This is a genomic window from Rhizorhabdus argentea (assembly GCF_037861105.1).
Classification (GTDB): domain Bacteria; phylum Pseudomonadota; class Alphaproteobacteria; order Sphingomonadales; family Sphingomonadaceae; genus Rhizorhabdus; species Rhizorhabdus argentea.
On sequence record NZ_JBANFK010000001.1, the window covers coordinates 73,763 to 98,309 of the forward strand.

A 24,547-nucleotide genomic window follows, 5' to 3' on the forward strand; every position below is an offset into this window, starting at 1 on the left:
CGGCTTTTCTCGAAAAGCCGCCCGCTGGGCCGACGAGATGGACAGGGCGTCAGAAATCCATCATCGCCGCGAGCTTTGGCGGAGCCGCCAGACGCCAGCTTTCGCGCAGCCGGTGCTCGACCAGCTCCCAATCGGTTTCCGGGCGATCGAGCCTGACGCCGACCCAGCCGGACGGGCCGAGATAGGGCGGCTTGAAATAGATATCGGGGTCCATCTCGATCAGGATCTCCTGCTCCTCTACGCCGCTGGTCTTGACGAGAAGGGCGGTGCGATCGTCACTATGGTGGTTGTGCCAGAAATAGGCGAACATGCGCTTGTCGGCCACTCGCCAGCAGGGCGAGCCGTGCGACACCTTCTCCTCGACCTGTGGCAGCGCCGCCGCGAGCTTGCCGATCCGGGCATGGAGGGCCGCAGGCTCGGATGCCGCCATCAGCGCGGCGTGCCCCTATGGCGCGCGTTCCACAGCGCATCAAGGCGAGCCGGGGCGGCTTTCGCGGTGCTGCGTCCGATCAGCGACAGGCCGCGCAGCCTGATCGAGGTTCCGCCCAGCAGGCTGTTTTCGGTAATATAGCCGACATCGTACAGCGTCACGTCCTCGGCCAGCGCGCCATCCGCAGTGAAGCGTGTGGTTATCGCCACCGGCACGCGTGCATCGCCGCGGACCTTTTCGTCCTCCCCCGCGGCGCGTCGTGCCTTCTTGAGGCCTTCGGCGAACCAGCGCGCCTCGACGCGCGGATCGGTGCTGTCGATCGGATCGACGTCGAGGGCCTTGGGGAAAGCGATGGTCTGGCCTTGAATCACCTGGTCGCCGGCAGGGGTCAGCGTCAGCCGCTCGCCGTCCTTGTCCCGCTCTGCCTTTAGGATCAGCGTGCGGGCCTTGGCGGTCGCCTGCTTTTCCTCGACCGTCCTGGCAACTTCGTTGTGCCGCCGCTCGCTGTAGCTGTTCCAGAAGGTCAGGCCGGATATCACCAGCGCCGCCACGCCCAGGATCTCGCCGAGGGTCAGCCAGCGCAGCCATCGCCGCCGCATGGCGGCATCGGAAATCTGATCAGCCATGCGCCCGGATATAGGTCGCAAGCGCGTCTGGATAAAGCCGGTGCTCTTCGACCAGGATGCGCTGGGCAAGAATGTCTGGCGTATCGCCCGGCTCAATTGCAACCCGCGCCTGGGCGATGACTTCGCCGTCGTCGAGTTCCGGCGTCACCAGATGGACCGAGCAGCCTGCTTCCACATCGCCGGCCGCAATAGCACGGGCATGGGTGTCGAGCCCTTTGTACTTCGGGAGCAGCGACGGATGGATGTTGACGATCCGTCCGGCCCAACCGGCGATAAAAGCGGGCGAGAGTATCCGCATATAGCCGGCCAGCGCGACATAGCGGGCGCCGGCCTGGCGCAGCGCGCCGTCGATGATCGAGTCGAACTCTTCGCGGGTCAGGCCCTTGTGGCTGTGCGCGAAGGTCGCGATCCCGGCGTCGCGCGCCGTGGCGAGGCCCGCTGCGTCCGGCTTGTTCGAGGCAACGAGGACGACCTCATAAGGGCAATCGCCAGCGCGCGACGCCGCGATCAGCGCAGCCATGTTGCTGCCGCGGCCCGAGATCAGGATGGCGACGGGGGCTTTGACGATGCGCTTCACCGTCAACCCAGATGCGTCGCCGACCATGCCGCCTGTGCGCTCCAGGTCTCGACCGATCCCGTTACCGTGCAGCCCTTGTCGCCGGCTGCGATCCTGCCGACGCGCAGCACGGTCTCGCCTGCCGCTTCGAGTTCGCGGGTGACGGCGGCAATATCATCCTGCGCTACGATCAGCGCCATGCCGATGCCGCAGTTGAAGGTGCGCGCCATTTCCTCCGGCTCGATATGGCCCTGCGCCTGGAGGAACGCCATCAGCCGGGGCTGCTCCCAGCCATCGGCATCGACATGGGCGTGGAGCCCGTCGGGCAGGACGCGCGGGATATTCTCGAGCAGCCCGCCGCCGGTGATATGTGCCATTGCACGGACCTTGCCCGATCGAACCAGCGGCAGCAGCGACTTCACGTAGATGCGGGTCGGCGCCATCAGCGCCTCTATCAGCAGCTGATCCTGATCGAACAGGGCAGGGCGATTGAGCTTCCAACCCTTGTCGGCAGCGAGCCGGCGGACCAGCGAGAAGCCGTTCGAATGCACACCGGAGGAAGCGAGCCCGAGGATCGCATCCCCCGCGGAGACGCGGTTTCCGGTCAGCGCCTCGTCCCGCTCGACCGCGCCGACGCAAAAGCCGGCGAGGTCGTAATCGCCATCGGCATACATGCCGGGCATTTCCGCGGTCTCGCCACCAATCAACGCGCAGCCGGCCAGCTTGCAGCCCTCGGCGATCCCGGCGATCACCCGCTCGGCGATCCCGTTATCGAGTTTGCCCGTCGCGAAATAATCGAGGAAGAACAGAGGTTCGGCACCCTGCACGATCAGGTCGTTGGCACACATCGCGACAAGATCGATGCCGACCCCATCATGCCGCCCGCTGTCGATCGCGAGCTTGAGCTTAGTGCCGACGCCGTCGTTCGCGGCCACCAGGAGCGGATCCTTGTAACCGGCCGCCTTGAGGTCGAAGAAGCCGCCGAAGCCTCCCAGGTCCGCGTCGGCTCCAGGGCGTCGGGTCGATTTGGCGAGCGGACCGATCGCTTTCACGAGCGCATTGCCTGCGGCGATCGAGACGCCGGCCTTGGCGTAGGTGTAGCTGGTCGGCTGGTCGGTGCTGTCGGTCATTAGAGCCGCCTAAAGCCTGATCGTCCGAAGTGGAAGCGCTTTGCGCTACCTCTGAGGGCGTGGATCAGGCTCCAGACACAATCAAGCTACATCGCACTTGGATTTCCATTGGCAAGTCGCCAAAAGGCGCTTTGTGACCATCGCCGAACGTCTTTTCCGTCCTGTCCCGATGTCGACCCTGGGCGCTGCGCTGTTCGCTGCGGCGCTGGCGTTCGCTCAGCTCGAGCGGCCGGACCAGCGCGGCGTGCCGCCGATCGGTGGTGCCGGGAGTTATGAGGTCGACGGCATCAAGGTCGATGTCGCCGCCCGCACCGCCGATCAGGCCCGCAGCGGCGGCTGGCGCGAAGCGCAGCGCAAGGGCTGGAAAATGCTCTGGGCGCGGGTGAACGGCAAGCCGGTGGAGAACGCACCCGGGTTGCCCGATTCGACGCTCGACTCGATCAGCGGCGGCATCGTCGTCGAGCATGAACAGATCGGCCCCAACCGGTATATCGCCAGCCTTGGCGTCCTGTTCGATCGTGCCCGCGCCGGTGAGTTGCTCGGCGCAAAGGGCGCGGTGCGCCGCTCCGCGCCGATGCTGGTGATCCCGATTCAGTGGAGCGGCGGCACGCCAGTCTCCTTCGAATCGCGCACCGAATGGCAAAAGGCGTGGGCGCGGTTCCGCACCAACAACAGCCCGGTCGACTATGTGCGCGTGTCCGGGACCGGCGTCGATCCCGTTCTGCTCAACGCGGCCCAGACCCGGCGGCCGGGGCGCAGCTGGTGGCGGATGCTGCTCGATCAATATGGTGCTGCGGACATCGTGGTTCCCGAAGTGACCCTGTTCCGGCAGTGGCCGGGGGGGCCGATGATCGGCAAGTTTGTCGCGCGGCACGGCCCGGATGGCGCGGTCATCGATCAGTTCACGCTCACGGCCGACGATGGCGATGCCTTGCCGGCAATGCTCGACCGCGGGATCGAGCGCATCGACGCCGCGTATGTCCGCGCTCTCCAGGAAGGGGCGCTGCGGCCGGACCCGTCGCTGGTGATTGAGACGCCGGTCGAGGAAGTGCCGATCGACGACGTGCTGTCGCAGATCGCTTCGGCGGTAACCGCCGCGATCACGGTGCAGGCTGACACGCCGGACGCTGCGACGCTGCGGGCTGACGAAGCGGCCTTGCGGGCTATGCCAGGCGTGACGGTCGTGCAGACATCGAGCCTGGCGCTCGGCGGCACCTCGATCTTCCGGATCAGCTTCTCGGGACCGCCGATCGCGTTTCGCGAGGCGTTGGTGGCGCGCGGCTGGCAGGTCGAGGACATCGCCGGCGGAGTGCGCATCCGGCGCGGCGGTAGCCAGCCAGCGCGATGACGGATCAGATCGCGCTGCCGTTCCAATGGCCGGCCGACGCGGACGAGCGTGACTTCATCATCAGCGACGCCAATCGCATTGCGGTGAAGCATCTCGAACATTGGGCATTATGGCCGGTGATGGCGACGGTGCTGACCGGCCCGCGAAAATCCGGGCGAAGCCTGCTTGGCCGGATCTTCGCCGCCAAGAGCGGCGGCCGTTTCGTGGACAATGCCGACGCCCAGGACGAAGAGAGGCTGTTCCACGCATGGAACACCGCACAGGCCGATCGCAAGCCGCTGCTGCTGGCGGCAGACCTCGCGCCCGCAAAATGGAAGATCCGCCTGCCCGACCTGCGCTCGCGGCTGCTCGCCAGCCCGCATGTCGCCATCGAGGAGCCCGACACGCCGTTGATTGGCGGGCTGATCGAGAAGCTGCTCCACGCCCGTGGGCTGGCGGCGCGACCCGAAGTGATCCGCTATGTCGTGCCGCGGATCGAGCGCAGCTATATCGGCATCGGCAGGATCGTCGATGCGCTCGACGAAGCGGCGCTTGCGCGGCGCAGGGCCATCACCCTGCCGATAGCCCGCGAGGCACTTGCGGCGATCGGAGTCACGGAGGATACATATAAGCTGTTATAGTGGGCGGCTATGGAATCGATAGAACAACCTGTTCGGGACGAAGATCTCGTCGGCGGTATGGCACCGGCCGATCCGATCGCCCTGCGCGATCGTTATTTCAACCGCGAGCTCAGCTGGCTGGCCTTCAACCAGCGGGTGCTGGACGAGGCGTGCAACCCCGCCCATCCGCTGCTCGAGCGGCTTCGCTTCCTGTCGATCTCCGGGAATAACCTCGACGAGTTCTTCATGGTCAGGCTCGCGGGTCTCAAGGGCCAGCTGCTGGAAGGGGTCGATGCATTATCGCCCGACGGCCTGACCGTGGCCCAGCAGATCGAGGGCGCCACCAAGCGCGCCGACCAACTGATGGCCGACCAGCAGCTTGTCTGGGATCGCCTGCATGGCGAGCTCGCCACCGCGGGCATCATCGTGCTCGAAGAAGGCGATATCGACGGCGCCGATGCCGCCTGGCTCGAAAACTATTTCCGTAACCACATCTTCGCGGTGCTCACGCCCCAGGCGCTCGATCCCGCCCATCCATTCCCGTTCATCCCGAACAAGGGCTTCAGCCTGTTGTTCGATCTGACGCGGCAGTCCGATGGCCAGCAGATCTTCGAACTGCTGATGGTGCCGAATACGCTGCCGCGTTTCATCCGCCTGCCCGGTGATGGCGCGCGCTATGTCGCGATCGAGACGCTGGTGCGCCGCTTCACCTCCGTTCTGTTTCCCGGCTATATTGTGCGAGGGCAGGGTGCTCTCCGGATCATCCGTGACAGCGATATCGAAATCGAGGAGGAAGCCGAGGATCTCGTTCTCTACTACCGCACGGCGATCAAGCGCCGGCGGCGCGGACGCGTGATCCGGCTCGAACTCGAAGGCGGAATGTCCTCCTCCTTCGAACCGCTGTGGAAGGACCAGATTGGCGGCGCCGATGCCTTCATCACCGAATCGGGCAATTTCCTGGGAATCGCGGATCTCGAGCAGCTGGTCGACGAGGACCGCGCCGATCTCAAATTTCCAGCCTTCGCGCCGCGCTTTCCGGAGCGCATCCGCGAGCATGGCGGCGATTGCTTCGCGGCGATTCGTTCGAAGGACATCGTCGTCCATCATCCCTATGAGACGTTCGACGTCGTATTGGCCTTCCTGCGACAGGCGGCGGCGGATCCCGATGTCATCGCCATCAAGCAGACGCTCTACCGTGCAGGCAAGCAATCCGCAGTCATCCGCGCGCTCGTCGATGCGGCCGAGGCGGGGAAGTCGGTGACGGCCGTTGTCGAACTCAAGGCGAGATTCGACGAGGAACAGAACCTGATGTGGGCCTCGCAGCTCGAACGGGCTGGGGTCCAGGTCGTCTATGGTTTCATCGACTGGAAGACACATGCCAAGGTGTCGGTGGTGGTGCGGCGCGAGGCCGAAGGGCACCGGACCTATTGCCACTTCGGGACCGGCAATTACCACCCGATCACGGCGCGTATCTATACCGATCTGAGTTTCTTCACCGCCGATCCGCGGCTGGGGCGCGATGCGGCGCAGCTGTTCAACTACATCACCGGCTATGTCGAGCCGACCGATCTCGATCTGCTGACCATCTCACCGCATGGCATGCGTGATCAGCTATGCAGGCTGATCGACGCCGAGATCGATCATGCCCGTGCCGGCCGCGATGCGGCGATCTGGGCTAAGATGAACTCGCTGGTCGATCCCGCCATCATCGAGAAGCTCTATCGCGCGAGTTCGGCCGGTGTGCAGGTGGACCTGATCGTTCGCGGGATTTGCTGCCTGCGACCCGGCGTTCCGGGCCTCTCGGAAAATATCCGCGTCAAGTCGGTCGTGGGCCGCTTTCTGGAGCACAGCCGCATCGTATGCTTCGGCAACGGCGGTGACCTGCCCAATCGCCAGGCGAAGGTGCTGATCAGCTCCGCCGACTGGATGCCGCGCAATTTCGATCGCCGGGTCGAATATCTCCTGCCTATCGAGAACCCGACGGTCCACGCGCAGATACTCGATCAGGTGATGGTGGCGAACCTGATCGACGAGGAGCAGAGCTGGCAGCTGCTGCCCAATGGCGAATATGAGCGGGTCGCACCGGGGCGGCGTGCCTTCAACCTTCATCGCTATTTCATGACCAATCCATCGCTCTCGGGCCGCGGCGCGGCGCTGCGCCAGAGCGGGCAAGTGCCGAAACTGTCCTTGCGGCGCGGGAGCTAGTTAGTCTTGCCGGACGGATGCAGCCAGCGCTGCGCCGTCCCGACCCACAGCATCCCGAACCCCAGCCCGGCGAGCACGTCACTCGGCCAATGCACGCCAAGCGCGATCCGGCTCCACCCTATGACGCAGCCTATCGCCAGCGCGGGGAGCAGCATGGGGCTTCCTTGCGCCGGAAAGACCATCGCCAGCGCGAGCATGGTCAGCATGGTGCCCGCGCTGTGCGAACTGGGGAAGCTGTAGGAGGTCACCGGGGCGAGTTGCCCGGACAGCGGCGGACGTTCGCGTCCAAATAGCAGCTTTATGGCCTCTACCATCAAGCGCCCGCTGGCTATGGTTAGCAGCAGCCACAATGCTTCTCGGCCGCGTTTCCGCCAGGCGAGCAGGCCCGCCACTGCTAACGCCAGCGGCCCAAGCACGGGGAAGCCGCCAAGCCGGGTGACGCCAACGATGAAAGGCGCCCAGCCGCTGCGCGCGTCGAGCCTCAGCGCCTCGAATACGGGCAGATCGATCGAGGCATGCCGCAACCACAGCAAAGCTCCGGCCAGCATCAGCACCATGCCCAACGCGAGCAGCAGCATTTTCGACCAATAGTTCAACGGCATGGATCGCCTTCGCATATAATCCACGCATCTGACAAACAGGGCGCGCGGAATAGCGGCCTCGCCCTCATCCAGTTTCTTCGCGGAGGCTATCTTGGCCCGGCCGATATTGTTCGCGCCCCACCGATCACGGCCCAGTAAAGCTCGCAAACGCATCGTGGTCGTGGCGGTGTGCCAATATTCGGCTCCGGACCGATGGGAAGGGCTACCGGGTGCTGTTGGCCCGGGCCGTGGGAGTTCTGGTCATGGCCGTTGGAATGAACACTGATTTCCAGCAGGCTGAGGCGATCGTCGGGGACCTGACCCGGCGGGGTGCGGGCGATCGTCTCGACCGCGCTGGTCCGGGCATGCGGCGGCGGACCCGGCGGGCAGATTGTTGCCTAGCCCTATTGCGGTCACAGCCGCGTCGCTTGAGGGAGTTGTTTGGCCGACAGCCGAAAAGGCGCTGCCGCAGGGCAACGCCTTTTCGATGGTATCAGGCTGCGGAAAGCTTCGGCAGGCTTCCGGTGCGGCGGCGCGAACGCACTTGCGCGCCGATGAAGCCGAATCCGACGATCATCATCGCCCAGGTCGACGCTTCGGGAACCGCCGCAACATTAATCGATACCTGACGAATGCTGTCGAAGTTCTGCGCGACCCCGCCGTCCGCGGCGGTCGAGAGTCCGCTGAACGTGATCGAGGAGAACAGCGTATTGCTGTCCGAGAAGATCGCGAACTTGTTCTCCCCGCCGGTGTTGAAGGCAACGTTCTCGAACTTGATCAGCGGATCATCATTGGCCGGATCGAGGATGATGTCGCCATACCAGGTGTTATTTCCGGTGCCGAGGGCGGCGATGTTGAAATTGATCGCGCTGAACCCGAGTGCCGTGGACTGAGGGCTGATCGTCAGGCTGGAAAAGCCCTGCTCATTTGCGCCATTGCCGAGGCCGCTGACGAATGCGAAGCCATTTCCCTGTCCGGAAGCTTCAAGAGTCGTCGGCGCCGTATAGTTGATGGGAATGTTGCTCGGCTGCGTTGCCAGCGTCAACGTCGTGCCATTCGGCGCGCTGTTGTTCTTCACCATCTCGGCAAGAGGAGGCTCTGCGCCGAAATCAAGCGTGACGCCGTTGATTGTCGTGTCGTTGGTGATGATCCCGGCCAAGGATGGTGTGGCCATCAGGCCCAACCCGATGATCGGCAACATGATTGAAAATCGACCCATTCAAACCTCCCATAATCATCGCCACACTAAACACGAGGAACACTGCGGAGCCGAAATGATGTGTTGCGCCGATCTCAGTGCCTCGAAAAAAAAGTGTGCAAGTACATCCGTCCCACACTGGTGAGATTCAGCACGACGAGTTGGCGGCGTGCTAGGAACGGATCTTACATCTATTTGTAATGTGAGAACATAAATCCAGGATAACGGTTCCGGCCCAATCCCATTACGGACGTGGATCGAAGAGGGCAGAGGACATAGTGGAATTCATTAGTATTCTACGGAAAATTAACCAATATTTACGTATCGGCATCGCCAAGACTGCGCGGGTTTCTCTGTCTGCCGAAACGATTGGTCGACCGTTCAGCGGGATAAAATGCTCAGAACTGTTACAAAGGGCGCGCAGAGCAGAGCGGGCTATGCCGCGGCAGGCCATGCGCAGCTAATCAGCCTGTGCCACCCCAGCGTCAGAAGCGCGATCAGCGCATGCAAGACGGGATACAGCGACTGCTGCAGTGTCATGTTTCGGGAAAATCGCTCCGTTCGGCCAGCGCGCCGATCTCATGGATGTTCATGGATCCAACGCCCGCGGCGTCGATCACCACGCGTTCGCGCTGCTCAGTCGGCAATGCCATGACATAAGCGACGAGCTCGGCCAAAGAGCCCCCTTTCAACGTCTTGAATCCATAATACATGTCGGACCCACCATCGTCCCGTTCATGTACCTCGGCCGCAGCATCCCAGTTGATATCGTTCATCGCCCTAGCTCCAGGAAATGGGTCGTGGGCCGATGGAGAGTCGCTCAAACCCATTTCGCGAGCCAGTCGGCCAGCGCCTGCGCCGTCATCGAGCGAGCGTCGGCGAGCGCGAAGATCCGGTCCTTGTTGATGAGCTTGCCGCTCTGCGGGTCGACGATGAGCAGCGCTGGGACGCCTTTCAGCCGCAAAATGCCGTAGCGCTCGGGGATCTGCTGGTTTTTGTCCATCCGGCCGATATCGATGCTGACCAGTTCGTAATGTTTCGCGATGAAGGCGCGCAGTGCGGGAATATCCATCACGCCGGCGAGCACCCTGCAATCGAGGCACCAGTTGCCGCCCAGGTCGATCAACACGAGCTTGTTTCCTGCCTTGGCTTTAGCCAGTGCCGCCCGAAGCTGCGCCTCTGCGTCGGCATCGACGTCATAAGGGAGCGGCAGGGGCCGGACGATCTGGCTGTCTGCCACCTTTGGGGCTTTGGCGGGCGAGCGCGCAGCCACCTGCAGTGCCGGCGCAAGGAACAGGGCGGGGATGAGCAGGAGGCGGAGGAGGCGCATGGCGGACTTTCGGCTCTGATCGATATTGATGGGGTAGAACGACGCCGCCATGACCTCAATAGCCATGCGGCACGTTTGATCCGACGGCTAAATCCGCTACACAGGTAATATATGTCAGCGATCTCGATGTTTCGCCGCGCCAGGAATCCGGCGCCCGGCCATGCCCGCATGGGGATCATCGACATCGGGTCGAACTCGATCCGGCTCGTGATCTACGATGGGCCTGCGCGAATCCCTGCCGCACTGTTCAACGAAAAGGTCATGGTGGGGCTCGGCAAGGGGGTTACGCGGGACGGTTCGCTCGAGCCCGAAGCCATGGAGCGCGCGCTGGGGAGCCTGGCACGATTCCAGCGTCTGGCCGAGCAGATGGGCGTGCCGCGTCCGCGCACCGTGGCCACAGCGGCCGTACGCGAGGCCGCAAATGGCAGGATGTTCATCGATCGCGTTCTCGATCTCGGCTTGCCGGTCGAACTGCTGTCCGGGGACGATGAGGCGCGGATGGCCGGCCTGGGCGTCATTGCGTCGATCTCACAGGCCAACGGCATCGTCGGCGATCTCGGTGGCGGCAGCCTCGAACTCGCCCGGATTGTCGATGGTGAGGTGCGCGAGACCAGTTCCTTCCCGCTCGGCGTGCTGCGGATCGGCGCGGTTCGGGAGCGCGGGCCGCGCGCATTGGCGGCGCTCGTGGCGAAGACGATCGAAAAGAGCGGATGGACCGGCAAAGGAGCGGGTCTGCCCTTCTACATGGTCGGCGGTTCCTGGCGCTCGCTTGCCCGGCTCGACATGCACCTGACAGAATATCCGCTGCCGATCGTGCATCATTACTGGATGCCGCCGGAAAAGGCACAGCACCTCGTTCGCGTCCTCGCCCACCTCGATCGCAAGCGCCTCCGCGACGTAGTGGGCCTGTCCGGCGCGCGTATTCCTACCCTGGCGAACGCGGCCTCGCTGCTTAGCCATGTCGTCCGCCGTCTCGGCTCCAGCGAGCTGATCGTTTCGGCCTACGGGCTGCGCGAGGGACTACTGTACGACGAACTGACGGAATATCAGCGCGCCCAGGATCCGCTGATCACCTCGACTCGTGAGGAGGGCGCCCGCCAGGGACGCTTCCCCGAGCATGGTGATCTGCTCGAACGATGGATCGCGCCCCTGTTCGAGACGGAGAGCCCCGCCGACGCCCGGATCCGCCACGCCACTTGCTTGCTGGCTGACGTGGGCTGGCGCGCGCACCCCGAGTTCCGCGCCGAGCGCGGCGTGGAAACGGCCCTGCACGGAAACTGGGTTGGCATCGACTCGCGCGGGCGGGGAATGATGGCGCATGCGCTGTGGACCAGCTTCGGCGGGCAGGGCTGTGCGCCCGTGATCAGCAGCATCTGCTCGCCATCGGAGATCGTCACCGCGGGACGCTGGGGCTTCGCGCTGCGTCTTGGCCAGCGCTTTTCGGGCGGTGTCGCCGACGCGCTGGTCGGTAGCCGGCTCGCGCTGAAGGCCAAGCATCTCGAGCTTCATGTCGAGCGCGAGAACATGATCCTGTACGGCGAGTCGGTCGAACGCCGCCACAAGACGCTCGCCGCATCATTCGGCGTGGCCCCCAAGCTCGTGGTGGAATAGCCGCTTCAGCCTTCGCCGTTGTCGAGTGCGGACATTACCATCTTGCCATTGCGGACGCTGAACGCGAGCCGGCCCTCGACCAGCGCCAGCGCATCCTTGCCGAAGATCTCGTGGCGCCAACCCTTCAGCATCGGCAGGTCGCGAACACCGGCGGCGAGCAGTTCGAGATCGTCGGCGCGGGCGATCAGGCGTGGGGCGACGTCGGCATCGCGCGAACGGACCTTGAGCAGCAGCTTGAGCAGATCGGCGACCAGCGCGCCCTCCTTGCCTAGGCCGGGCTTGCGGTCCTCGCGCGGCGGCATCTCGGCCTCGCTCATTGGTTGGGCATCGGCAATCGCCTGCATCAGCCGCGCGCCGATATCATTCTGCGCCCAGTTCGGAGAAAGTCCGCGCACCTTCGCGAGATCGGCCTGCTCGCGCGGCGGGTGCGATGCGATGTCGGCAATCGTCTCGTCCTTGGCGATGCGCCCGCGCGGCAAATTCTTGGAGCGAGCCTCGCGCTCGCGCCAGGCGGCAATTGCCTTGAGGCGTCCGAGCACCTCGGGCTTGCGGCTGGGGAGGCGGATGCGGGTCCAGGCGAGTTCGGGAAGGTTCGCATAGCTCGCCGGATCGCCGAGCCGTTCCATCTCGACATCAAGCCAGCCGCCACGCCCGGTCTTGCGCAGCTTTTCGAGCATGCGCGGGAAAAGTTCGGCGAGGTGGGTGACGTCGCCGATCGCATAGTCGATCTGGCGTTTGTCGAGCGGGCGGCGGCCCCAGTCGGTGAAGCGCGCGCCCTTGTCGAGCTTGATGCCGAGCATCGTCTCGACCAGGTTCGAATAACCGATCTGCTCGCCGAGCCCCATGGCCATCGCCGCCACCTGGGTGTCGAACAGCGGATAGGGGGTCTTGCCGGTGAGATTGTGCACGATTTCGAGATCCTGGCCGCCGGCATGGAAGACTTTCAGCACCTCGTCATTCTCGACCATCAGGTCGAGCAACGGCTTGAGGTCGATGTCCTTCGCCTTGGGGTCGACCGCGGCGGCCTCCTCGGTATTCGCGATCTGGATCAGGCACAGATCCGGCCAGTAGGTGCTTTCGCGCATGAATTCGGTGTCGACGGTGACGAACGCCGAGTTGGACAGGCGGGTACACAGATTGGCGAGCGTCGCACTGTCTGTAATTAAGGGGTGAATATGCATCGGACGTGCATAGCTGGGTTACAACGCTTGACAAGCACTGCGCGCCCGCGCGAAGCGCACCGCTCGCAAATTCACCTGAAAGTCGAACATAGATGCATGCCTATCGCACCCACCATTGCGGCCAGCTCCGCGCCCAGGACGTCGGATCGCAGGTCCGCCTGTCGGGCTGGGTGCATCGCAAGCGCGATCATGGCAATCTGCTGTTCGTCGATCTGCGCGATCACCATGGCCTGACCCAGATCGTCACCGACATCGAGTCCGACGCCTTCAAACAGCTCGAGCGGCTTCGGGTGGAATCGGTGGTGACGATCACTGGCGACGTGGTGGCGCGTTCGGCGGAGGCGGCAAACACCAACCTGTCGACCGGCGACATCGAGGTGCGCGCGCGTGAAGTGTCTGTCCAGTCGGCGGCGCAGGAGCTGCCGATGCCGGTGGCGGGCGAGGCCGATTATCCCGAGGATATCCGCCTGCGCTACCGTTTCCTCGATCTTCGCCGCGACCGGATTCATGCGAACATCGTGCTGCGCTCGAATGTGATCGCCTCGATCCGCCAGCGTATGATCGGGCAGGGCTTCACCGAATATCAGACCCCGATCCTGACCGCATCGAGCCCCGAGGGCGCGCGCGACTATTTGGTACCCAGCCGCGTGCATCCGGGTAAATTCTACGCGCTTCCGCAGGCGCCGCAGATGTTCAAGCAGCTGTTGATGGTCGCCGGCTTCGACCGCTATTTTCAGATCGCCCCCTGCTTCCGCGACGAGGATGCCCGCGCCGACCGTTCGCCCGGTGAATTCTATCAGCTCGATTTCGAGATGAGCTTCGTCACCCAGGAAGATGTGTTCGCGGCGATCGAACCGGTGCTGCATGGTGTGTTCGAGGAATTTTCCCGCGGCCGCGCCGTCACCCCCGCGCCATTCCCGCGGATCGCCTATCGCGACGCGATGCTGCGTTATGGCTCGGACAAGCCCGACCTCCGCAACCCGCTGGAGATCACCGACGTCACCGAGCATTTTGTGGGCTCGGGCTTTGGGCTGTTCGCCCGCATCGTCGAGGGCGGCGGCGTGGTCCGCGCGATCCCCGCGCCGGGGGCCGGTGCGAAGAGCCGCAAATTCTTCGACGACATGAATGATTGGGCGCGGTCGCAGGGCCATGCCGGCCTGGGCTACATCAACATCAAGTCCGGCGAGCCGGGCGGCCCGATCGCCAAGAACCATGGCGAGGAGGCGACCGCGAAGTTGATCGCCGCGCTTGGTCTGGGCCCCGACGACGGCGTGTTCTTTGCTGCCGGCAAGGAGCTCGCGACCGCGAAGCTCGCCGGTGCGGCGCGCACCCGAGTCGGTGAGGAACTGGGCCTGATCGAGCAGGGCGTGTTCAAATTCTGCTGGGTCGTCGATTTCCCGATGTACGAATATGACGAAGACGCCAAGAAGGTCGACTTCAGCCACAATCCCTTCTCGATGCCGCAGGGCGAGATGGACGCGCTGGAGACAATGGATCCGCTCGACATCCTCGCCTATCAATATGACATCGTCTGCAATGGCGTGGAGCTGTCCTCTGGCGCCATCCGGAACCACAAGCTCGATGTGATGTACAAGGCGTTCGAGATCGCCGGTTACACCGCGGAGCAGGTCGACGAGAATTTCTCGGGCATGATCAATGCGTTCAAATATGGCGCCCCGCCGCACGGCGGTTCGGCGCCGGGCATCGATCGCATCGTCATGCTGCTAGCTGACGAGCCGAATATCCGTGAGGTCGTGCTGTTCCCGATGAACCAGAAGGCCGAGGACCTGATGATGGGCGCGCCATCGCCGGTCAGCCTGAAGCAGCTCCGCGAGCTGAACATCCGGATCGTAGAGCAGCAGAAGGGCTGAGGCTGGTCTTTGGCCTTCGGGGCACCGGCGTGTCCCTATGCCGGGATCATGGTCCGAGCTGTTGCAGTTTCGAAGAGGCAAGCGCGTAAGCGCGTCCGACCCCGGACTTGATCCGGGGGAGGAAGCCAAGGCCAGCGGATGCTGGCCGCCGGCGTTTGAGGGCTCACTCAAAATGTCCCATAGCAGGACGCTTGCGAAACTATTAAGCATCTCTCGCGCTTAATGTGCCGTTGCCGTGCGACTATGCAGCAATGGTTCGAGGCAGGGAGTATCACCGCGTTGGCCATCGATCTGGCGGACTATGAGCGGGGCGAAGCGTTCGCAGGGGATTACGACGCTGCGCTTGCCCAGGTGCAGAAGCGGCTGTCGCGCCTTCAGGTGGCGCACTTGGTGTGCAACATCCGCAGCATTATCATGTTCGAAGGCTGGGATGCGGCCGGCAAGGGCGGCGCGATCCAGCGGCTGACGATGGGCTGGGATCCGCGCCACTTCCATGTGTGGCCAACCGGCGCGCCGACCGAAGAGGAGAGCGGGCGGCATTTCCTGTGGCGATTCTGGCAGAAAATCCCGGGCAAGGGCCGCATCGCTATCTTCGACCGCAGCTGGTATGGTCGTGTGCTGGTCGAACGGGTCGAGCATTATGCGACCGAGCGCCAATGGCGACGCGCCTATGATGAAATCAACGAATTCGAGGCGCAGCAGCAGACCGACGGCGTCACCATCGTCAAGCTGTTCCTCCACGTCACCCAGGAAGAGCAGGACAAGCGGCTCGCCGACCGGCTCGACCATCCGTGGAAACGCTGGAAGGTCACACCCGAGGATTTTCGCAACCGCGCGCGGAGGGCGGACTATATCGACGCCATCCAGGACATGTTCCGCGAAACCGATACGCGCTGGGCGCCCTGGGCCATTATCGATGCCAACAACAAGAAGGCGGCGCGGATCGCGGCCCTGACCCATATCGCCGACATGCTGGAGCGGGTCGTGCCCGTCGACCCTCCCGAACTCGACCCACACTTCGAGCGCTACGCGAAAGCACAACTCGATCACCCCGAAAAAGCATGAATTCAGCGCTAAAAGCGCTCTTGTCGGCTCTTGCGGATATTGCATCATTGTTGCAGCATCGCCGCTGCGGCCACAACGCCGGCCGCGGCGACTGGTAACGTCGGTTGTGCCGCGGGTAGCCAAATAAGTGATTAGGGGATGAAGCATGAATAAACAGGAGCTTATCGGCACTGTGGCCGAAACGACCGGCATGACCAAGAATGATGCGTCGAAGGCGGTCGAAGCGGTGTTCGATTCCATCACGTCTCAGCTAAAAAGTGGTGACGAAGTGCGCCTTGTCGGCTTCGGTACCTTTTCGGTAAGCAAGCGCAAAGCGTCTACCGGCCGCAACCCGCGGACCGGTGAACCGATGAACATCGATGCGTCGAGCCAGCCCAAGTTCAAGCCGGGCAAGGGCCTGAAGGACGCGGTCAACTGATCGATCAGAGGACGCCTCGCCGCACGGCGAGGCGATAGGGGGGAGGCCGTTGTACCGCTAGGCGCGCGGCCTTCTTTTTGGGCTGGACAGCAGGAAAATCCCGCCCTATCCGCTCAGCCCGCACGCGAGTTTGCTCGCGTCGCGGTCAGAGTGGGCGCATAGCTCAGTGGTAGAGCACTGTGTTCACACCGCAGGGGTCGCAGGTTCAAACCCTGCTGCGCCCACCACTCTGAAACTCGAAAAACCCAGTTTTTTTTCGGAGCTGCGCAGTGTGGGATGGCGCAGTTGACCTCGCCGCCGCGCACGAGGCTCGGCACGGGCCGCCGATTGGCCTCGGCATGAGGAGGCTCGGCGCGCTCCCGCCGAGCGGGCCGCAGCACACCAAGTTGCAAAAAATCACTTGGCGCAGGATGGCCTGCAACCCAATTGGGAGACATCGCAATGACAGGGCCGGCGGGACTGATTTTGTCGCTTCTCATGCTGGCAGGCATTTTGCTTGCGGCAGGCGGAATCTGGTTGCTTGTCAAAGGCCGTGACCGCCGACGCGCGCTTCTGATGCTCGGTGCTGCCATCGTGATGTTCGTCAATGTCGCCATCTGGGTGCTACCGCCCAGCTGATCCAGGGCAGCTATTCTGGATCGGCGCCATGCTGGCGCAACTGATGTTACCCTAGGGCTATTACCTATTTCAGGATCGATTAACTGAACTTCCCTAAAGCATCTCGAAATAGGAGATGACATGGACACCCCATCCGCCAAGATCGATATTTCGCAGCAACTCTCTTTCTTTGATCTCGGTTTTGGCCCCGCGGCTTCCATGCCGCTGATCCTGGACGGCATCCAGCAGCATGCAGCCGACGCGCTCGATACGCTATATGCGAAAATTGCTCGGGATCCGCACCTTTCGGCTTTGTTCGGCGGGCCTGATAATGTCCGCCATGCCCGCAACAAGCAGGTCGAGCACTGGTCTCGTCTATTCTCGACCGGCATCGACGACGCGTTTGTCACGAGCGCGGAGCGTATCGGCGATGTCCACGCGCGCATCGGTCTGGACCCCGTCTGGTATATCGGCGGCTACGCTCTGATGATCGACGGCGTCATCCAGGGCATGATGGCGCAATCGGCGCGCCGCCGCCTGAGCGGCAAGGCGCTGTCGCGAGCGATCGGCACTCTCGTAAAATACGCCCTGTTCGACATGCAGATCGCCATTTCCACCTATCTGGAAGCGGCGAATCGGGGACGCAACGAGGCTATCTCCCGGCTCGGTACCGCGCTTGGTGGGTTGGCAGCCGGGGATGTGGCGACGCCGGTCGCCGGGCTCGGCCCCGACTATAGGAAAATCGAACAGGATTATGAGGCGATGCGCGGCAATATGCGCGCTACGTTGCTGGAAGTGTCTGAAGCAGCCTCGCTGATCCGCACCGGTTCGTTCGAAATTGCCGAAGCGTCGAACCATCTTGCGCAGCGCACCCAGCAGCAGGCCGGTGGCATCGAGGAGGCAGCAGCAGCCATCGAGCATATCACCGGTGCGTTGCGCGATACGGCGAAGGATGCGGCAGCCGTGCGCGCATCGGTCGATGGTGCCAGGAAGGACGCCGAGGGCGGGGAGGCCGTGGTCAGGTCCGCGATCGAGACGATGGCCAATGTTGAAAAATCCTCGGCCGAGATATCGCAGATCGTCGGTCTTATCGACGGGATCTCCTTCCAGACCAATCTGTTGGCGTTGAATGCAGGCGTTGAGGCGGCTCGAGCGGGCGACGCCGGCAGAGGCTTCGCGGTGGTAGCCAACGAGGTGCGGGCGCTGGCGCAGCGGTCGGCCGATGCGGCCCGGAACATCAAGTCTCTGATCACGGCGAGTTCGGCTCAGGTGGGTGCCGGCGTGCAGCTTGTGGGCGAAACCGGAGAGATGCTTCAGCGCATTGCTGGCCGTATCCAGGAAATCAGCACGCTTGTGTCCGGCATCGCCTCGACGTCGCAGGGGCAGGCGACCGGCATAAGCGAGGTCAACGTCGCGGTCGGATCGATCGACCGGGCAATCCAGCAGAATGCCGCGGCGATAGAAGAAGCCACCGGCGCCGCCCGTAGCCTTTCCTCCGAAGCGAATCGGCTGGTCGAACTGGTCGGGCACTTCTCGCTCGATGAGGGTCGGCAAGTTGCCGCACCCAAGGCGAGCACCGGCCGATCATGGAGAGCCGCTGCGTGAATCCGGCTCTCGCATGAGATTCAAACATTGAGGGTTCAGGCCGGGCAGCCTGAACCTCTCAGGATCTAGCGATCCCCTGACAGCCGCATGTCGAGATAATCGTCTACCGACTTCATCAGCTGCGGCATCTCATCGGCGAAAAAATGGTTCGCGCCGGGGATCACGTCATGATGGATCGTGATGTGGCGCTGCGTCCGGAGCTTGTCGACCAGCTTCTGCACAGCACCCGGGGTGACGACTTCGTCGGCATCACCCTGGATGATGATGCCCGACGAGGGGCACGGCGCCAGGAAGGTGAAGTCGTACATATTCGCCGGCGGCGCGATCGAGATGAAGCCCTTGATCTCAGGCCTGCGCATCAGCAGTTGCATGCCAATCCAGGCGCCGAAGCTGAAGCCGGCTATCCAGGTGGTCTGCGCTTCCGGATGGATCGACTGCACCCAGTCAAGCGCGGACGCCGCATCGGACAACTCGCCGATGCCGTTGTCGAATACGCCCTGACTCTTGCCGACGCCGCGGAAGTTGAACCGCAGGGTCGCGAAGCCCCGGCGGACGAACGTCTGGTATAGCGCCTGCACGATCCGATTGTTCATCGTGCCGCCGCCCTGCGGGTGCGGGTGAAGGATCATCGCCACAGGTGCGCGCGGACGCGGTCCGGGGTTGAAGCGGCCTTCGAGGCGGCCTTCGGGACCGGGGAAAATGACTTCGGGCATCGATATCCTTCAGGACAGGCTTGGGCGGACTGCGCGGATGGTGCGCGTTCGATCGAACGCCTATATAAGGAGGGGCGCACCGCGCGCAATCAAATGGAGCATAGCGCCTTGGCAACGCCCCGCCTCTACCTCGACCATGCTGCGACCACGCCGCTTCTGCCGGCCGCGCGGCTTGCGATGGTGGACGGCCTGGAGCGCTGGGCGAATCCGTCTTCGCCGCATGCCGAAGGCCGTGGGGCGCGGGCGGCGCTGGAGGATGCTCGGGCGCGGATCGGCCGTGCGCTCGATTTCCACGGCCCCATCATTTTCACCAGCGGCGCGACCGAGGCGATCGAGATCGTCCTGCGCCGGGCCAAGGCGGGCGCACGGATAATTTCCGCGGTCGAGCATGATGCCGTGCGGAGGGCCGCCGGCGATGCCCTACAGATACCGGCCTCGGATACCGGGACCGTCGATGCCTCCATGCCGCTTCCTGACATGCCGCTGGTTGCAGTCCAGGCGGTCAACAACGAGACCGGGGTTATCCAGCCGCTTCGCGAGCATGTGGAGGCGGCTCGCGCGGCCGGAGGGTTGCTGCTGGCCGATTGCGCGCAGAGCGCCGGCAAGATGCCGCTGCCCGATGCCGATTTCATCGCAGTGTCGGCGCACAAGCTTGGTGGTCCGCCCGGCATCGGTGTGCTGCTCGTTCGCGACCTTGCGACGCTGGCGGCCTGCGGCGGCCAGGAGCAGGGCTATCGCGGCGGGACAGAAAATCTCCCGGCCATATTGGGTTTCGCAGCGGCGCTGGAGGCTGGTACCGGGTGGCTCGATCGAGCGCGCATTCTGCGCGCCCGGCTCGATGCGGCGATCCGCGAGGCGGGCGGCATCGTCGTCGCCGACGGCGCCGAGCGGTTGCCGACCATCGCCAGCTACCGCATGCCGGGTGTCGCTGCGACGGCCCAGCTGATTCGGTTCGATCTTGCCGGGATCGCGGTGTCCGCGGGCAGCGCCTGTTCGTCCGGAAGCCTCAAGCCGAGCCACGTCCTCGCCGCCATGGGCTGGGACGAAGCGGCGGCACGCGAGGTGGTGCGGATCAGCTTCGGACCGGATACTATCGAGTCCGATATCGACCGGGTGGTCGCCGAATGGAAGGCGATCGAAACATCGGCACATAGGAGAGCGGCATGATCTATCTCGATTATCAAGCGACGACTCCGCTGGCACCGGAAGTGCGAAAGTCGATGCTGCCGTTTCTCGATGACAAGTTCGGCAACCCACACTCGCCGCACCGCATGGGGCGCGAGGCTGCGGCGGCCGTGGAGGTGGCGCGCGAGCAGGTCGAGTCGCTTTGCCCCCCCGGCGGACAGATCGGTTTTACCGGCAGCGCGACCGAGGCCCTGAACTGGGCGATCAAGGGCAGCAGCGGACCGATCGTGACGCTTGCCACCGAACATGCCGCGGTCCTCGACAGCGTGCGCGCCGAAGCCCGGCGGGGGCGCGAGGTCCGGATCTTACCGGTCGGACCGGATGGCATTGTCGACCTGGATGACGTCCGCGCCGCGATAGCGCCGGGTACCGGTCTGGTCGCGGCGATGCTCGTGAACAATGAGATTGGCGTGATCCAGCCTGTTTCGGAAATCGCCGATCTGGCGCGTGCGGCGGGTGCGCTGTTCCTGTGCGACGCCGTACAAGGCTATGGCCGTGTCGATATTCCCGACAATTGCGACATGGTTGCCCTCGCCGCGCACAAGATCCACGGACCCAAGGGAATAGGCGCGCTGTGGATCCGCGACGGCGTTCGTATCGAGCCGCTGCTGCACGGCGGCGGGCAGGAGGCCATCGGCCGCTCGGGCACGTTGGCGCCGATGCTATGCGCCGGGTTCGGCGCGGCGGCGGCGCTGATGCAGGATCGGCAGGAAGAGGATAAGGCGCACCTCGATCGGCTCTGGCGGATCGCGACCAGCCGGCTCGGACCCGAGTGGACGATCAACGGCTCCTTCGCGCATCGCTATCATGGGAATCTCAACCTGCGCGCCGATGGGGTCGACGCGGCGCGGCTGATCTCCAACGTCCGCGAACTCGCCTTCTCGGCCGGATCGGCCTGTGCAAGCGGATCCGGTCGCCCCAGCCATGTCCTCAAGGCAATCGGCCTTTCAGATGCGGAGGCGCGATCGAGCATCCGCTTCGGCTTCGGCCGCTATACTACCGAGCAGGAGATCGAGCGGGCGACCAGTTTACTGGTCGACGCCACCGAGAGGCAGCTCATGTGGGCGGTATGACCAGGGTCACCTTCATATCCGCCGACGGCGAGGGTCGTCGCGAAGTCGATGGAGCACCGGGCAAGCGGCTGCTCGAGGTGGCGCAGGCGGATGGCCAGCCGCTCGAAGGCACGTGCGAAGGCCAGATGGCCTGCTCGACTTGTCATGTCATCATCGACGCAGCCGATTTTTCCAAACTACCGCGCGCATCGGAGATGGAGGAGGACTTGCTCGATCTGGCCAGCCACGTCACACGAACATCGCGTCTCGCCTGCCAGATCCATCTGGACGAGGGGCTCGACAGCCTGACGGTCCGCATGCCGGGCGCGTCGCGGAACATGCAGGGGCGCTGAGGCCGGCCAGCGGCTTGCATCGGCGGCGCGCTTCGCCCATATGCGCGGCGGGAGTCGGGCGGACGATGCCGTCGCCAACCCGGTCAGGTCCGGAAGGAAGCAGCCGCAACGATTTCGTATCGGGTCGTTCCGGCTCCCACCTAGAATCACGATAAAATTGAAACGACAACCTTGTGGTGACTGGGTAAGCTTCCGCCATGTCCGAATCCCAGCAACCTTATCGCGTCCTCGCGCGCAAATATCGGCCGCAGAATTTCGGTGAGCTGATCGGCCAGGATGCCATGGTGACGACGCTCGGCAATGCGATCCGCCGGGAGCGGCTGGCACATGCGTTCCTGCTCACCGGCGTGCGCGGCGTCGGCAAGACCTCGACTGCGCGGCTCATCGCCAAGGCGCTCAACTGCATAGGCACGGACGGGCAGGGCGGCCCGACCATCGATCCCTGCGGTGTCTGCGAGCCATGTGTTGCCATTGCGGAGGGACGGCATATCGACGTGGTCGAGATGGATGCTGCCAGCCACACCGGCATCGACGATGTGCGCGAGATCATCGAGGCGGTGCGCTATTCCTCGGTCTCGGCGCGCTACAAGATATACATCATCGACGAAGTCCACATGCTGTCGAAGCCGGCCTTCAACGGGTTGCTCAAGACGCTCGAGGAGCCGCCCGCCCATGTGAAGTTCCTGTTCGCTACGACCGAGGTGAACAAGGTGCCGATCACGGTATTGTCGCGCTGCCAGCGGTTCGATCTGCGGCGGATCTCGGCCGACAAGCTTGCCGCGCACTTCGCGGCGGTGGTTGCGGCGGAAGGCGTCGAGGCGGAGGCCGAGGCACTCGCGCTGATCGCTCGCGCCGCCGAAGGCTCGGCGCGCGATGGGCTGTCGATCCTCGACCAGGCGATTGCGCACGGCTCGGGCAAGGTCGAGGCGGCGCAGGTGCGGGACATGCTGGGCCTGTCCGACAGAGGCGCTATCCGGCGGTTGTTCGGGGAGATGCTCAAGGGCGACGCGGCAGCGGTGCTCGCCGGCATTCGCGCCCAGTACGAACTCGGGGTCGAGCCGGTGGCAATGCTGCACGGCCTGCTCGAGACCTGCCACGGCGTCACCCGTGCCAAGGTCGCCGGCACCGAGGACCCAGCGCTGTCTGTCGAGGAGCGTGAAGCCTATGCGGAATGGGCCGGGAAGCTTGGCTTCGCGACGTTGCACCGGCTTTGGCAGCTGCTGCTGAAGGGCCATGGCGAGGTTCAGACGGCCGCCATGCCGATCGAGGCGGCGGAAATGGCGCTGCTGCGCGTCGTCCACGCCAGCCAGCTTCCCGATCCGGGTGACCTTGCGCGCAAGCTCGCCGCCGGCGAACTGACTGTCGGCGCAACCCCTGCGATGCCGGCGGCGCCCGAACGGCAGGCCGCGCCGGTCCAGGCGGCGGCGCCCCCGCCTGCGGTATTGCCGGCCACGCCGGAAGAACTGCATGCGCTGCTCGCGCCGAAGGCGGCGCTGCTCGCGCTGCAGTTCCACGATCATGCCCGGGTAGCCAAGCTGGCCGGTACGGAGTTGCTGGTCGCTGAAACCGAAAAGCTGAAGCCGGAGTTCTTCACCAACCTGGTCGCGGCGCTGAAGGATCTGACCGGTGAGCGTTGGACGATCGGCACCGTGCGCGACGGCGGTGCGCCGTCGATGCGCGACCGGGAACTTGCAGAGGAGGATGCCGCGAGGGCGGCCATTCTCGATTCCGCGCTGGTGAGGGCTGCTCGCGAGGCCTTCCCCGATGCCGAGCTGATCGGCTACAGCGCGCCCCAACCACGGAGTCTCGCATCATGAAAAGTCTCGAGGAAATGATCGCCGCCGCACAGAATGCGGCCCAGACGATCCAGGCGCAGATGGAGGAGGCCCAGGCCGGCCTCGACAAGCTGGAAGTGGAAGGCGCGGCCGGCGGCGGGCTGGTCAAGATTCGCGCTACCGCCAAGGGCCGGATCTTAGGCGTATCGATCGACGATTCGCTGATGGTCGCATCCGAAAAGCAGATGCTCGAAGACCTGATCGCGGCGGCCCTCAACGACTGCCGCACCAAGGCTGACGCAGCGTCGAATGCAGAGATGCAGAAGATGACGCAGGGCCTGCCGCTGCCGGCAGGGTTCAAGCTGCCGTTCAGCTGAGGCCGGCAGGCAGGCGCTTCACGCCTGTTGCGAAAACGCGCCGTCACTTCAGGCAACTGTCCAGCCCATAACGGCGGACTTGGCCGAGCCTGCGCTGTATCATATTGCCGTAGCGGCGGGTGAAGCCGCTCGGCGCGACTGCCTCGCGCTTCTTCGGAAGCGGCAGCACCGCTGCGATGCGTGCCGCTTCGGCGCGGCTCAGCCGCGACGCGTCATGATGGAAATAGCGCATCGCGCCGGCATTGGCGCCATAGGTGCCGAGGCCGGTTTCCGCGACGTTGAGATAGACCTCCATGATCCGCTGCTTCGGCCACAGCGTCTCGATCAGCAGGGTGAACCACGCCTCCAGCGCTTTGCGCAGATAGCCGCCATTCTGCCACAGAAACGCGTTCTTGGCGGTCTGCTGGCTGATCGTGGAGCCGCCTCTGATCCGCCGCTCGCCCTGCAGATTGCTCTTGAGAGCGTTCTGCATCGCTTTGAAATCGAAGCCGTGATGGCTGCAGAAATTGCCGTCCTCGGCGGCGATCGCGGCGCGCGCCATGTCGGGCGCGATCTCATCCAGCGGCATCCAGTCCTTGGCGATACCGCGTCCGTCGATCGCATTTGACAGCATCGTGACGGTGACCGGCGGCGGCACGAAGCGATAGAGCCCTACCCAGGCGATCGAACCGATGACGAAGATGAGGAGTGCGCGGAACAGCCAGCGCGTGGCGCGGCGAGCGAAGGTCTGTCGTGTCATGG

General features: G+C 64.2%; 24 protein-coding genes, 1 tRNA gene, 1 other RNA gene and 1 pseudogene. 16 read left to right on the top strand and 11 right to left on the bottom strand.

Translation table 11 applies throughout. The features are described 5' to 3' along the window. Nucleotides 1-49: 49 nt before the first annotated feature. From AAC645_RS00370 to purM, 4 genes and pseudogenes are all read right to left on the bottom strand, one after another. Nucleotides 50-430, bottom strand: a complete 381-nt coding sequence (locus AAC645_RS00370; RefSeq protein ID WP_340313015.1) for an MmcQ/YjbR family DNA-binding protein — start codon at nt 428-430, stop codon at nt 50-52. Further along, on the bottom strand, nt 430-1,056 hold the full coding sequence (locus tag AAC645_RS00375) for a hypothetical protein (RefSeq protein WP_340313016.1): 627 nt from the start codon (nt 1,054-1,056) through the stop codon (nt 430-432). Before AAC645_RS00375 ends, AAC645_RS00370 begins: the two co-directional genes overlap by 1 nt. A gap of 7 nt (nt 1,057-1,063) precedes the next feature. After that, a pseudogene (gene purN, locus AAC645_RS00380) lies at nt 1,064-1,660 on the bottom strand (phosphoribosylglycinamide formyltransferase); the annotation flags it as partial. Then, nucleotides 1,636-2,742 (bottom strand): phosphoribosylformylglycinamidine cyclo-ligase, encoded by a 1,107-nt coding sequence (gene purM / locus AAC645_RS00385; RefSeq protein WP_340313018.1) that lies wholly within the window; start codon nt 2,740-2,742, stop codon nt 1,636-1,638. The pseudogene purN and the gene purM, both read right to left, overlap by 25 nt. 133 nt (nt 2,743-2,875) lie before the next feature. Here purM and AAC645_RS00390 point away from each other — a divergent pair, with 133 nt between their 5' ends. From AAC645_RS00390 to AAC645_RS00400, 3 genes are read left to right on the top strand one after another with little or no spacing between them, the layout of a single operon-like run. After that, nucleotides 2,876-4,090: a heavy-metal-associated domain-containing protein gene (locus AAC645_RS00390; protein ID WP_340313019.1), complete on the top strand. Its 1,215-nt coding sequence runs from the start codon at nt 2,876-2,878 to the stop codon at nt 4,088-4,090. Beyond that, nucleotides 4,087-4,710, top strand: a complete 624-nt coding sequence (locus AAC645_RS00395) for an HdaA/DnaA family protein (RefSeq protein ID WP_340313020.1) — start codon at nt 4,087-4,089, stop codon at nt 4,708-4,710. Before AAC645_RS00390 ends, AAC645_RS00395 begins: the two co-directional genes overlap by 4 nt. Nucleotides 4,711-4,767: 57 nt before the next feature. After that, nucleotides 4,768-6,894: an RNA degradosome polyphosphate kinase gene (locus AAC645_RS00400; RefSeq protein WP_340313316.1), complete on the top strand. Its 2,127-nt coding sequence runs from the start codon at nt 4,768-4,770 to the stop codon at nt 6,892-6,894. Here the strand turns inward: AAC645_RS00400 and AAC645_RS00405 are convergent. The 4 genes from AAC645_RS00405 to AAC645_RS00420 form a co-directional block, all read right to left on the bottom strand. Next, nucleotides 6,891-7,496: a phosphatase PAP2 family protein gene (locus AAC645_RS00405; protein WP_340313021.1), complete on the bottom strand. Its 606-nt coding sequence runs from the start codon at nt 7,494-7,496 to the stop codon at nt 6,891-6,893. The two genes, AAC645_RS00400 and AAC645_RS00405, sit on opposite strands and share 4 nt — an antisense overlap. A gap of 472 nt (nt 7,497-7,968) precedes the next feature. After that, nucleotides 7,969-8,676: a PEPxxWA-CTERM sorting domain-containing protein gene (locus AAC645_RS00410; RefSeq protein WP_340313022.1), complete on the bottom strand. Its 708-nt coding sequence runs from the start codon at nt 8,674-8,676 to the stop codon at nt 7,969-7,971. A gap of 533 nt (nt 8,677-9,209) precedes the next feature. Further along, nucleotides 9,210-9,449: a hypothetical protein gene (locus AAC645_RS00415; RefSeq protein ID WP_340313024.1), complete on the bottom strand. Its 240-nt coding sequence runs from the start codon at nt 9,447-9,449 to the stop codon at nt 9,210-9,212. 44 nt (nt 9,450-9,493) lie between these two features. Beyond that, nucleotides 9,494-10,003 carry a thioredoxin family protein gene (locus tag AAC645_RS00420; protein WP_422785775.1) on the bottom strand — a complete coding sequence of 170 codons (510 nt, stop codon included), beginning with the start codon at nt 10,001-10,003 and terminating at the stop codon, nt 9,494-9,496. 111 nt (nt 10,004-10,114) lie between these two features. Here AAC645_RS00420 and AAC645_RS00425 point away from each other — a divergent pair, with 111 nt between their 5' ends. Further along, nucleotides 10,115-11,614: a Ppx/GppA family phosphatase gene (locus AAC645_RS00425; RefSeq protein ID WP_340313027.1), complete on the top strand. Its 1,500-nt coding sequence runs from the start codon at nt 10,115-10,117 to the stop codon at nt 11,612-11,614. Between the two features lie 5 nt (nt 11,615-11,619). Here the strand turns inward: AAC645_RS00425 and rnd are convergent, their stop codons facing one another. Continuing rightward, nucleotides 11,620-12,795: a ribonuclease D gene (gene rnd, locus AAC645_RS00430; RefSeq protein ID WP_340313029.1), complete on the bottom strand. Its 1,176-nt coding sequence runs from the start codon at nt 12,793-12,795 to the stop codon at nt 11,620-11,622. Between the two features lie 92 nt (nt 12,796-12,887). Between rnd and aspS the strand changes: the two genes are divergently transcribed. The 6 genes from aspS (at nt 12,888) to AAC645_RS00460 (ending at nt 18,351) form a co-directional block, all read left to right on the top strand. After that, the gene (aspS, locus tag AAC645_RS00435; RefSeq protein WP_340313030.1) at nt 12,888-14,666 is read left to right on the top strand and encodes an aspartate--tRNA ligase; all 1,779 of its coding nucleotides are present in this window, start codon (nt 12,888-12,890) and stop codon (nt 14,664-14,666) included. A 279-nt stretch (nt 14,667-14,945) separates the two neighbouring features. Next, the gene (locus tag AAC645_RS00440) at nt 14,946-15,731 is read left to right on the top strand and encodes a polyphosphate kinase 2 family protein (protein WP_340313031.1); all 786 of its coding nucleotides are present in this window, start codon (nt 14,946-14,948) and stop codon (nt 15,729-15,731) included. Between the two features lie 145 nt (nt 15,732-15,876). Further along, nucleotides 15,877-16,149, top strand: a complete 273-nt coding sequence (locus tag AAC645_RS00445; protein WP_340313033.1) for an HU family DNA-binding protein — start codon at nt 15,877-15,879, stop codon at nt 16,147-16,149. Nucleotides 16,150-16,301: 152 nt separating this feature from the next. Then, a tRNA-Val gene (locus AAC645_RS00450) sits at nt 16,302-16,376 on the top strand. A 214-nt stretch (nt 16,377-16,590) separates the two neighbouring features. Then, nucleotides 16,591-16,767 (top strand): hypothetical protein, encoded by a 177-nt coding sequence (locus AAC645_RS00455; protein ID WP_340313035.1) that lies wholly within the window; start codon nt 16,591-16,593, stop codon nt 16,765-16,767. Nucleotides 16,768-16,887: 120 nt separating this feature from the next. Then, the gene (locus tag AAC645_RS00460) at nt 16,888-18,351 is read left to right on the top strand and encodes a globin-coupled sensor protein (RefSeq protein ID WP_340313036.1); all 1,464 of its coding nucleotides are present in this window, start codon (nt 16,888-16,890) and stop codon (nt 18,349-18,351) included. A 65-nt stretch (nt 18,352-18,416) separates the two neighbouring features. Here AAC645_RS00460 and AAC645_RS00465 read toward each other — a convergent pair whose 3' ends face one another. Continuing rightward, complete coding sequence (locus AAC645_RS00465) at nt 18,417-19,064, bottom strand: alpha/beta hydrolase (RefSeq protein WP_340313037.1); 648 nt, start codon at nt 19,062-19,064, stop codon at nt 18,417-18,419. 108 nt (nt 19,065-19,172) lie between these two features. On the opposite strand from AAC645_RS00465, the gene AAC645_RS00470 reads away from it, so the two are divergent. From AAC645_RS00470 to AAC645_RS00495, 6 genes are all read left to right on the top strand, one after another. Then, complete coding sequence (locus AAC645_RS00470) at nt 19,173-20,231, top strand: cysteine desulfurase family protein (protein WP_340313039.1); 1,059 nt, start codon at nt 19,173-19,175, stop codon at nt 20,229-20,231. After that, nucleotides 20,228-21,322 (top strand): cysteine desulfurase family protein, encoded by a 1,095-nt coding sequence (locus AAC645_RS00475; RefSeq protein ID WP_340313040.1) that lies wholly within the window; start codon nt 20,228-20,230, stop codon nt 21,320-21,322. The genes AAC645_RS00470 and AAC645_RS00475 overlap by 4 nt, the downstream gene beginning before the upstream one ends. Next, nucleotides 21,319-21,654 carry a 2Fe-2S iron-sulfur cluster-binding protein gene (locus AAC645_RS00480; protein ID WP_340313042.1) on the top strand — a complete coding sequence of 112 codons (336 nt, stop codon included), beginning with the start codon at nt 21,319-21,321 and terminating at the stop codon, nt 21,652-21,654. The genes AAC645_RS00475 and AAC645_RS00480 overlap by 4 nt, the downstream gene beginning before the upstream one ends. 46 nt (nt 21,655-21,700) lie before the next feature. Then, an RNA gene (ffs, locus tag AAC645_RS00485) (signal recognition particle sRNA small type) lies at nt 21,701-21,798 on the top strand. A 53-nt stretch (nt 21,799-21,851) separates the two neighbouring features. After that, nucleotides 21,852-23,471 carry a DNA polymerase III subunit gamma/tau gene (locus AAC645_RS00490; protein WP_340313044.1) on the top strand — a complete coding sequence of 540 codons (1,620 nt, stop codon included), beginning with the start codon at nt 21,852-21,854 and terminating at the stop codon, nt 23,469-23,471. Continuing rightward, on the top strand, nt 23,468-23,806 hold the full coding sequence (locus tag AAC645_RS00495) for a YbaB/EbfC family nucleoid-associated protein (protein WP_340313045.1): 339 nt from the start codon (nt 23,468-23,470) through the stop codon (nt 23,804-23,806). The genes AAC645_RS00490 and AAC645_RS00495 overlap by 4 nt, the downstream gene beginning before the upstream one ends. A 43-nt stretch (nt 23,807-23,849) precedes the next feature. On the opposite strand, the gene mtgA is transcribed toward AAC645_RS00495, so the two are convergent. Further along, a complete protein-coding gene (gene mtgA / locus AAC645_RS00500) occupies nt 23,850-24,545 on the bottom strand; it encodes a monofunctional biosynthetic peptidoglycan transglycosylase (protein WP_340313046.1) in 696 nt (231 codons plus the stop codon). Between the last annotated feature and the right edge of the window lie 2 nt (nt 24,546-24,547).

What these genes read in the sequence shown, in the direction of transcription:
- AAC645_RS00415 (WP_340313024.1), bottom strand. Translation starts at nt 9,449, where the DNA reads ATGAACGATATCAACTGGGATGCTGCGGCCGAGGTACATGAACGGGAC.
- AAC645_RS00445 (WP_340313033.1), top strand. Translation starts at nt 15,877, where the DNA reads ATGAATAAACAGGAGCTTATCGGCACTGTGGCCGAAACGACCGGCATG.
- AAC645_RS00405 (WP_340313021.1), bottom strand. Translation starts at nt 7,496, where the DNA reads ATGCCGTTGAACTATTGGTCGAAAATGCTGCTGCTCGCGTTGGGCATG.
- AAC645_RS00490 (WP_340313044.1), top strand. Translation starts at nt 21,852, where the DNA reads ATGTCCGAATCCCAGCAACCTTATCGCGTCCTCGCGCGCAAATATCGG.
- AAC645_RS00460 (WP_340313036.1), top strand. Translation starts at nt 16,888, where the DNA reads ATGGACACCCCATCCGCCAAGATCGATATTTCGCAGCAACTCTCTTTC.
- aspS (WP_340313030.1), top strand. Translation starts at nt 12,888, where the DNA reads ATGCATGCCTATCGCACCCACCATTGCGGCCAGCTCCGCGCCCAGGAC.
- purM (WP_340313018.1), bottom strand. Translation starts at nt 2,742, where the DNA reads ATGACCGACAGCACCGACCAGCCGACCAGCTACACCTACGCCAAGGCC.
- AAC645_RS00395 (WP_340313020.1), top strand. Translation starts at nt 4,087, where the DNA reads ATGACGGATCAGATCGCGCTGCCGTTCCAATGGCCGGCCGACGCGGAC.
- AAC645_RS00475 (WP_340313040.1), top strand. Translation starts at nt 20,228, where the DNA reads ATGATCTATCTCGATTATCAAGCGACGACTCCGCTGGCACCGGAAGTG.
- AAC645_RS00465 (WP_340313037.1), bottom strand. Translation starts at nt 19,064, where the DNA reads ATGCCCGAAGTCATTTTCCCCGGTCCCGAAGGCCGCCTCGAAGGCCGC.
- AAC645_RS00455 (WP_340313035.1), top strand. Translation starts at nt 16,591, where the DNA reads ATGACAGGGCCGGCGGGACTGATTTTGTCGCTTCTCATGCTGGCAGGC.
- AAC645_RS00480 (WP_340313042.1), top strand. Translation starts at nt 21,319, where the DNA reads ATGACCAGGGTCACCTTCATATCCGCCGACGGCGAGGGTCGTCGCGAA.
- mtgA (WP_340313046.1), bottom strand. Translation starts at nt 24,545, where the DNA reads ATGACACGACAGACCTTCGCTCGCCGCGCCACGCGCTGGCTGTTCCGC.
- AAC645_RS00420 (WP_422785775.1), bottom strand. Translation starts at nt 10,003, where the DNA reads ATGCGCCTCCTCCGCCTCCTGCTCATCCCCGCCCTGTTCCTTGCGCCG.
- rnd (WP_340313029.1), bottom strand. Translation starts at nt 12,795, where the DNA reads ATGCATATTCACCCCTTAATTACAGACAGTGCGACGCTCGCCAATCTG.
- AAC645_RS00410 (WP_340313022.1), bottom strand. Translation starts at nt 8,676, where the DNA reads ATGTTGCCGATCATCGGGTTGGGCCTGATGGCCACACCATCCTTGGCC.
- AAC645_RS00375 (WP_340313016.1), bottom strand. Translation starts at nt 1,056, where the DNA reads ATGGCTGATCAGATTTCCGATGCCGCCATGCGGCGGCGATGGCTGCGC.
- AAC645_RS00495 (WP_340313045.1), top strand. Translation starts at nt 23,468, where the DNA reads ATGAAAAGTCTCGAGGAAATGATCGCCGCCGCACAGAATGCGGCCCAG.
- AAC645_RS00425 (WP_340313027.1), top strand. Translation starts at nt 10,115, where the DNA reads ATGTCAGCGATCTCGATGTTTCGCCGCGCCAGGAATCCGGCGCCCGGC.
- AAC645_RS00400 (WP_340313316.1), top strand. Translation starts at nt 4,768, where the DNA reads ATGGCACCGGCCGATCCGATCGCCCTGCGCGATCGTTATTTCAACCGC.
- AAC645_RS00370 (WP_340313015.1), bottom strand. Translation starts at nt 430, where the DNA reads ATGGCGGCATCCGAGCCTGCGGCCCTCCATGCCCGGATCGGCAAGCTC.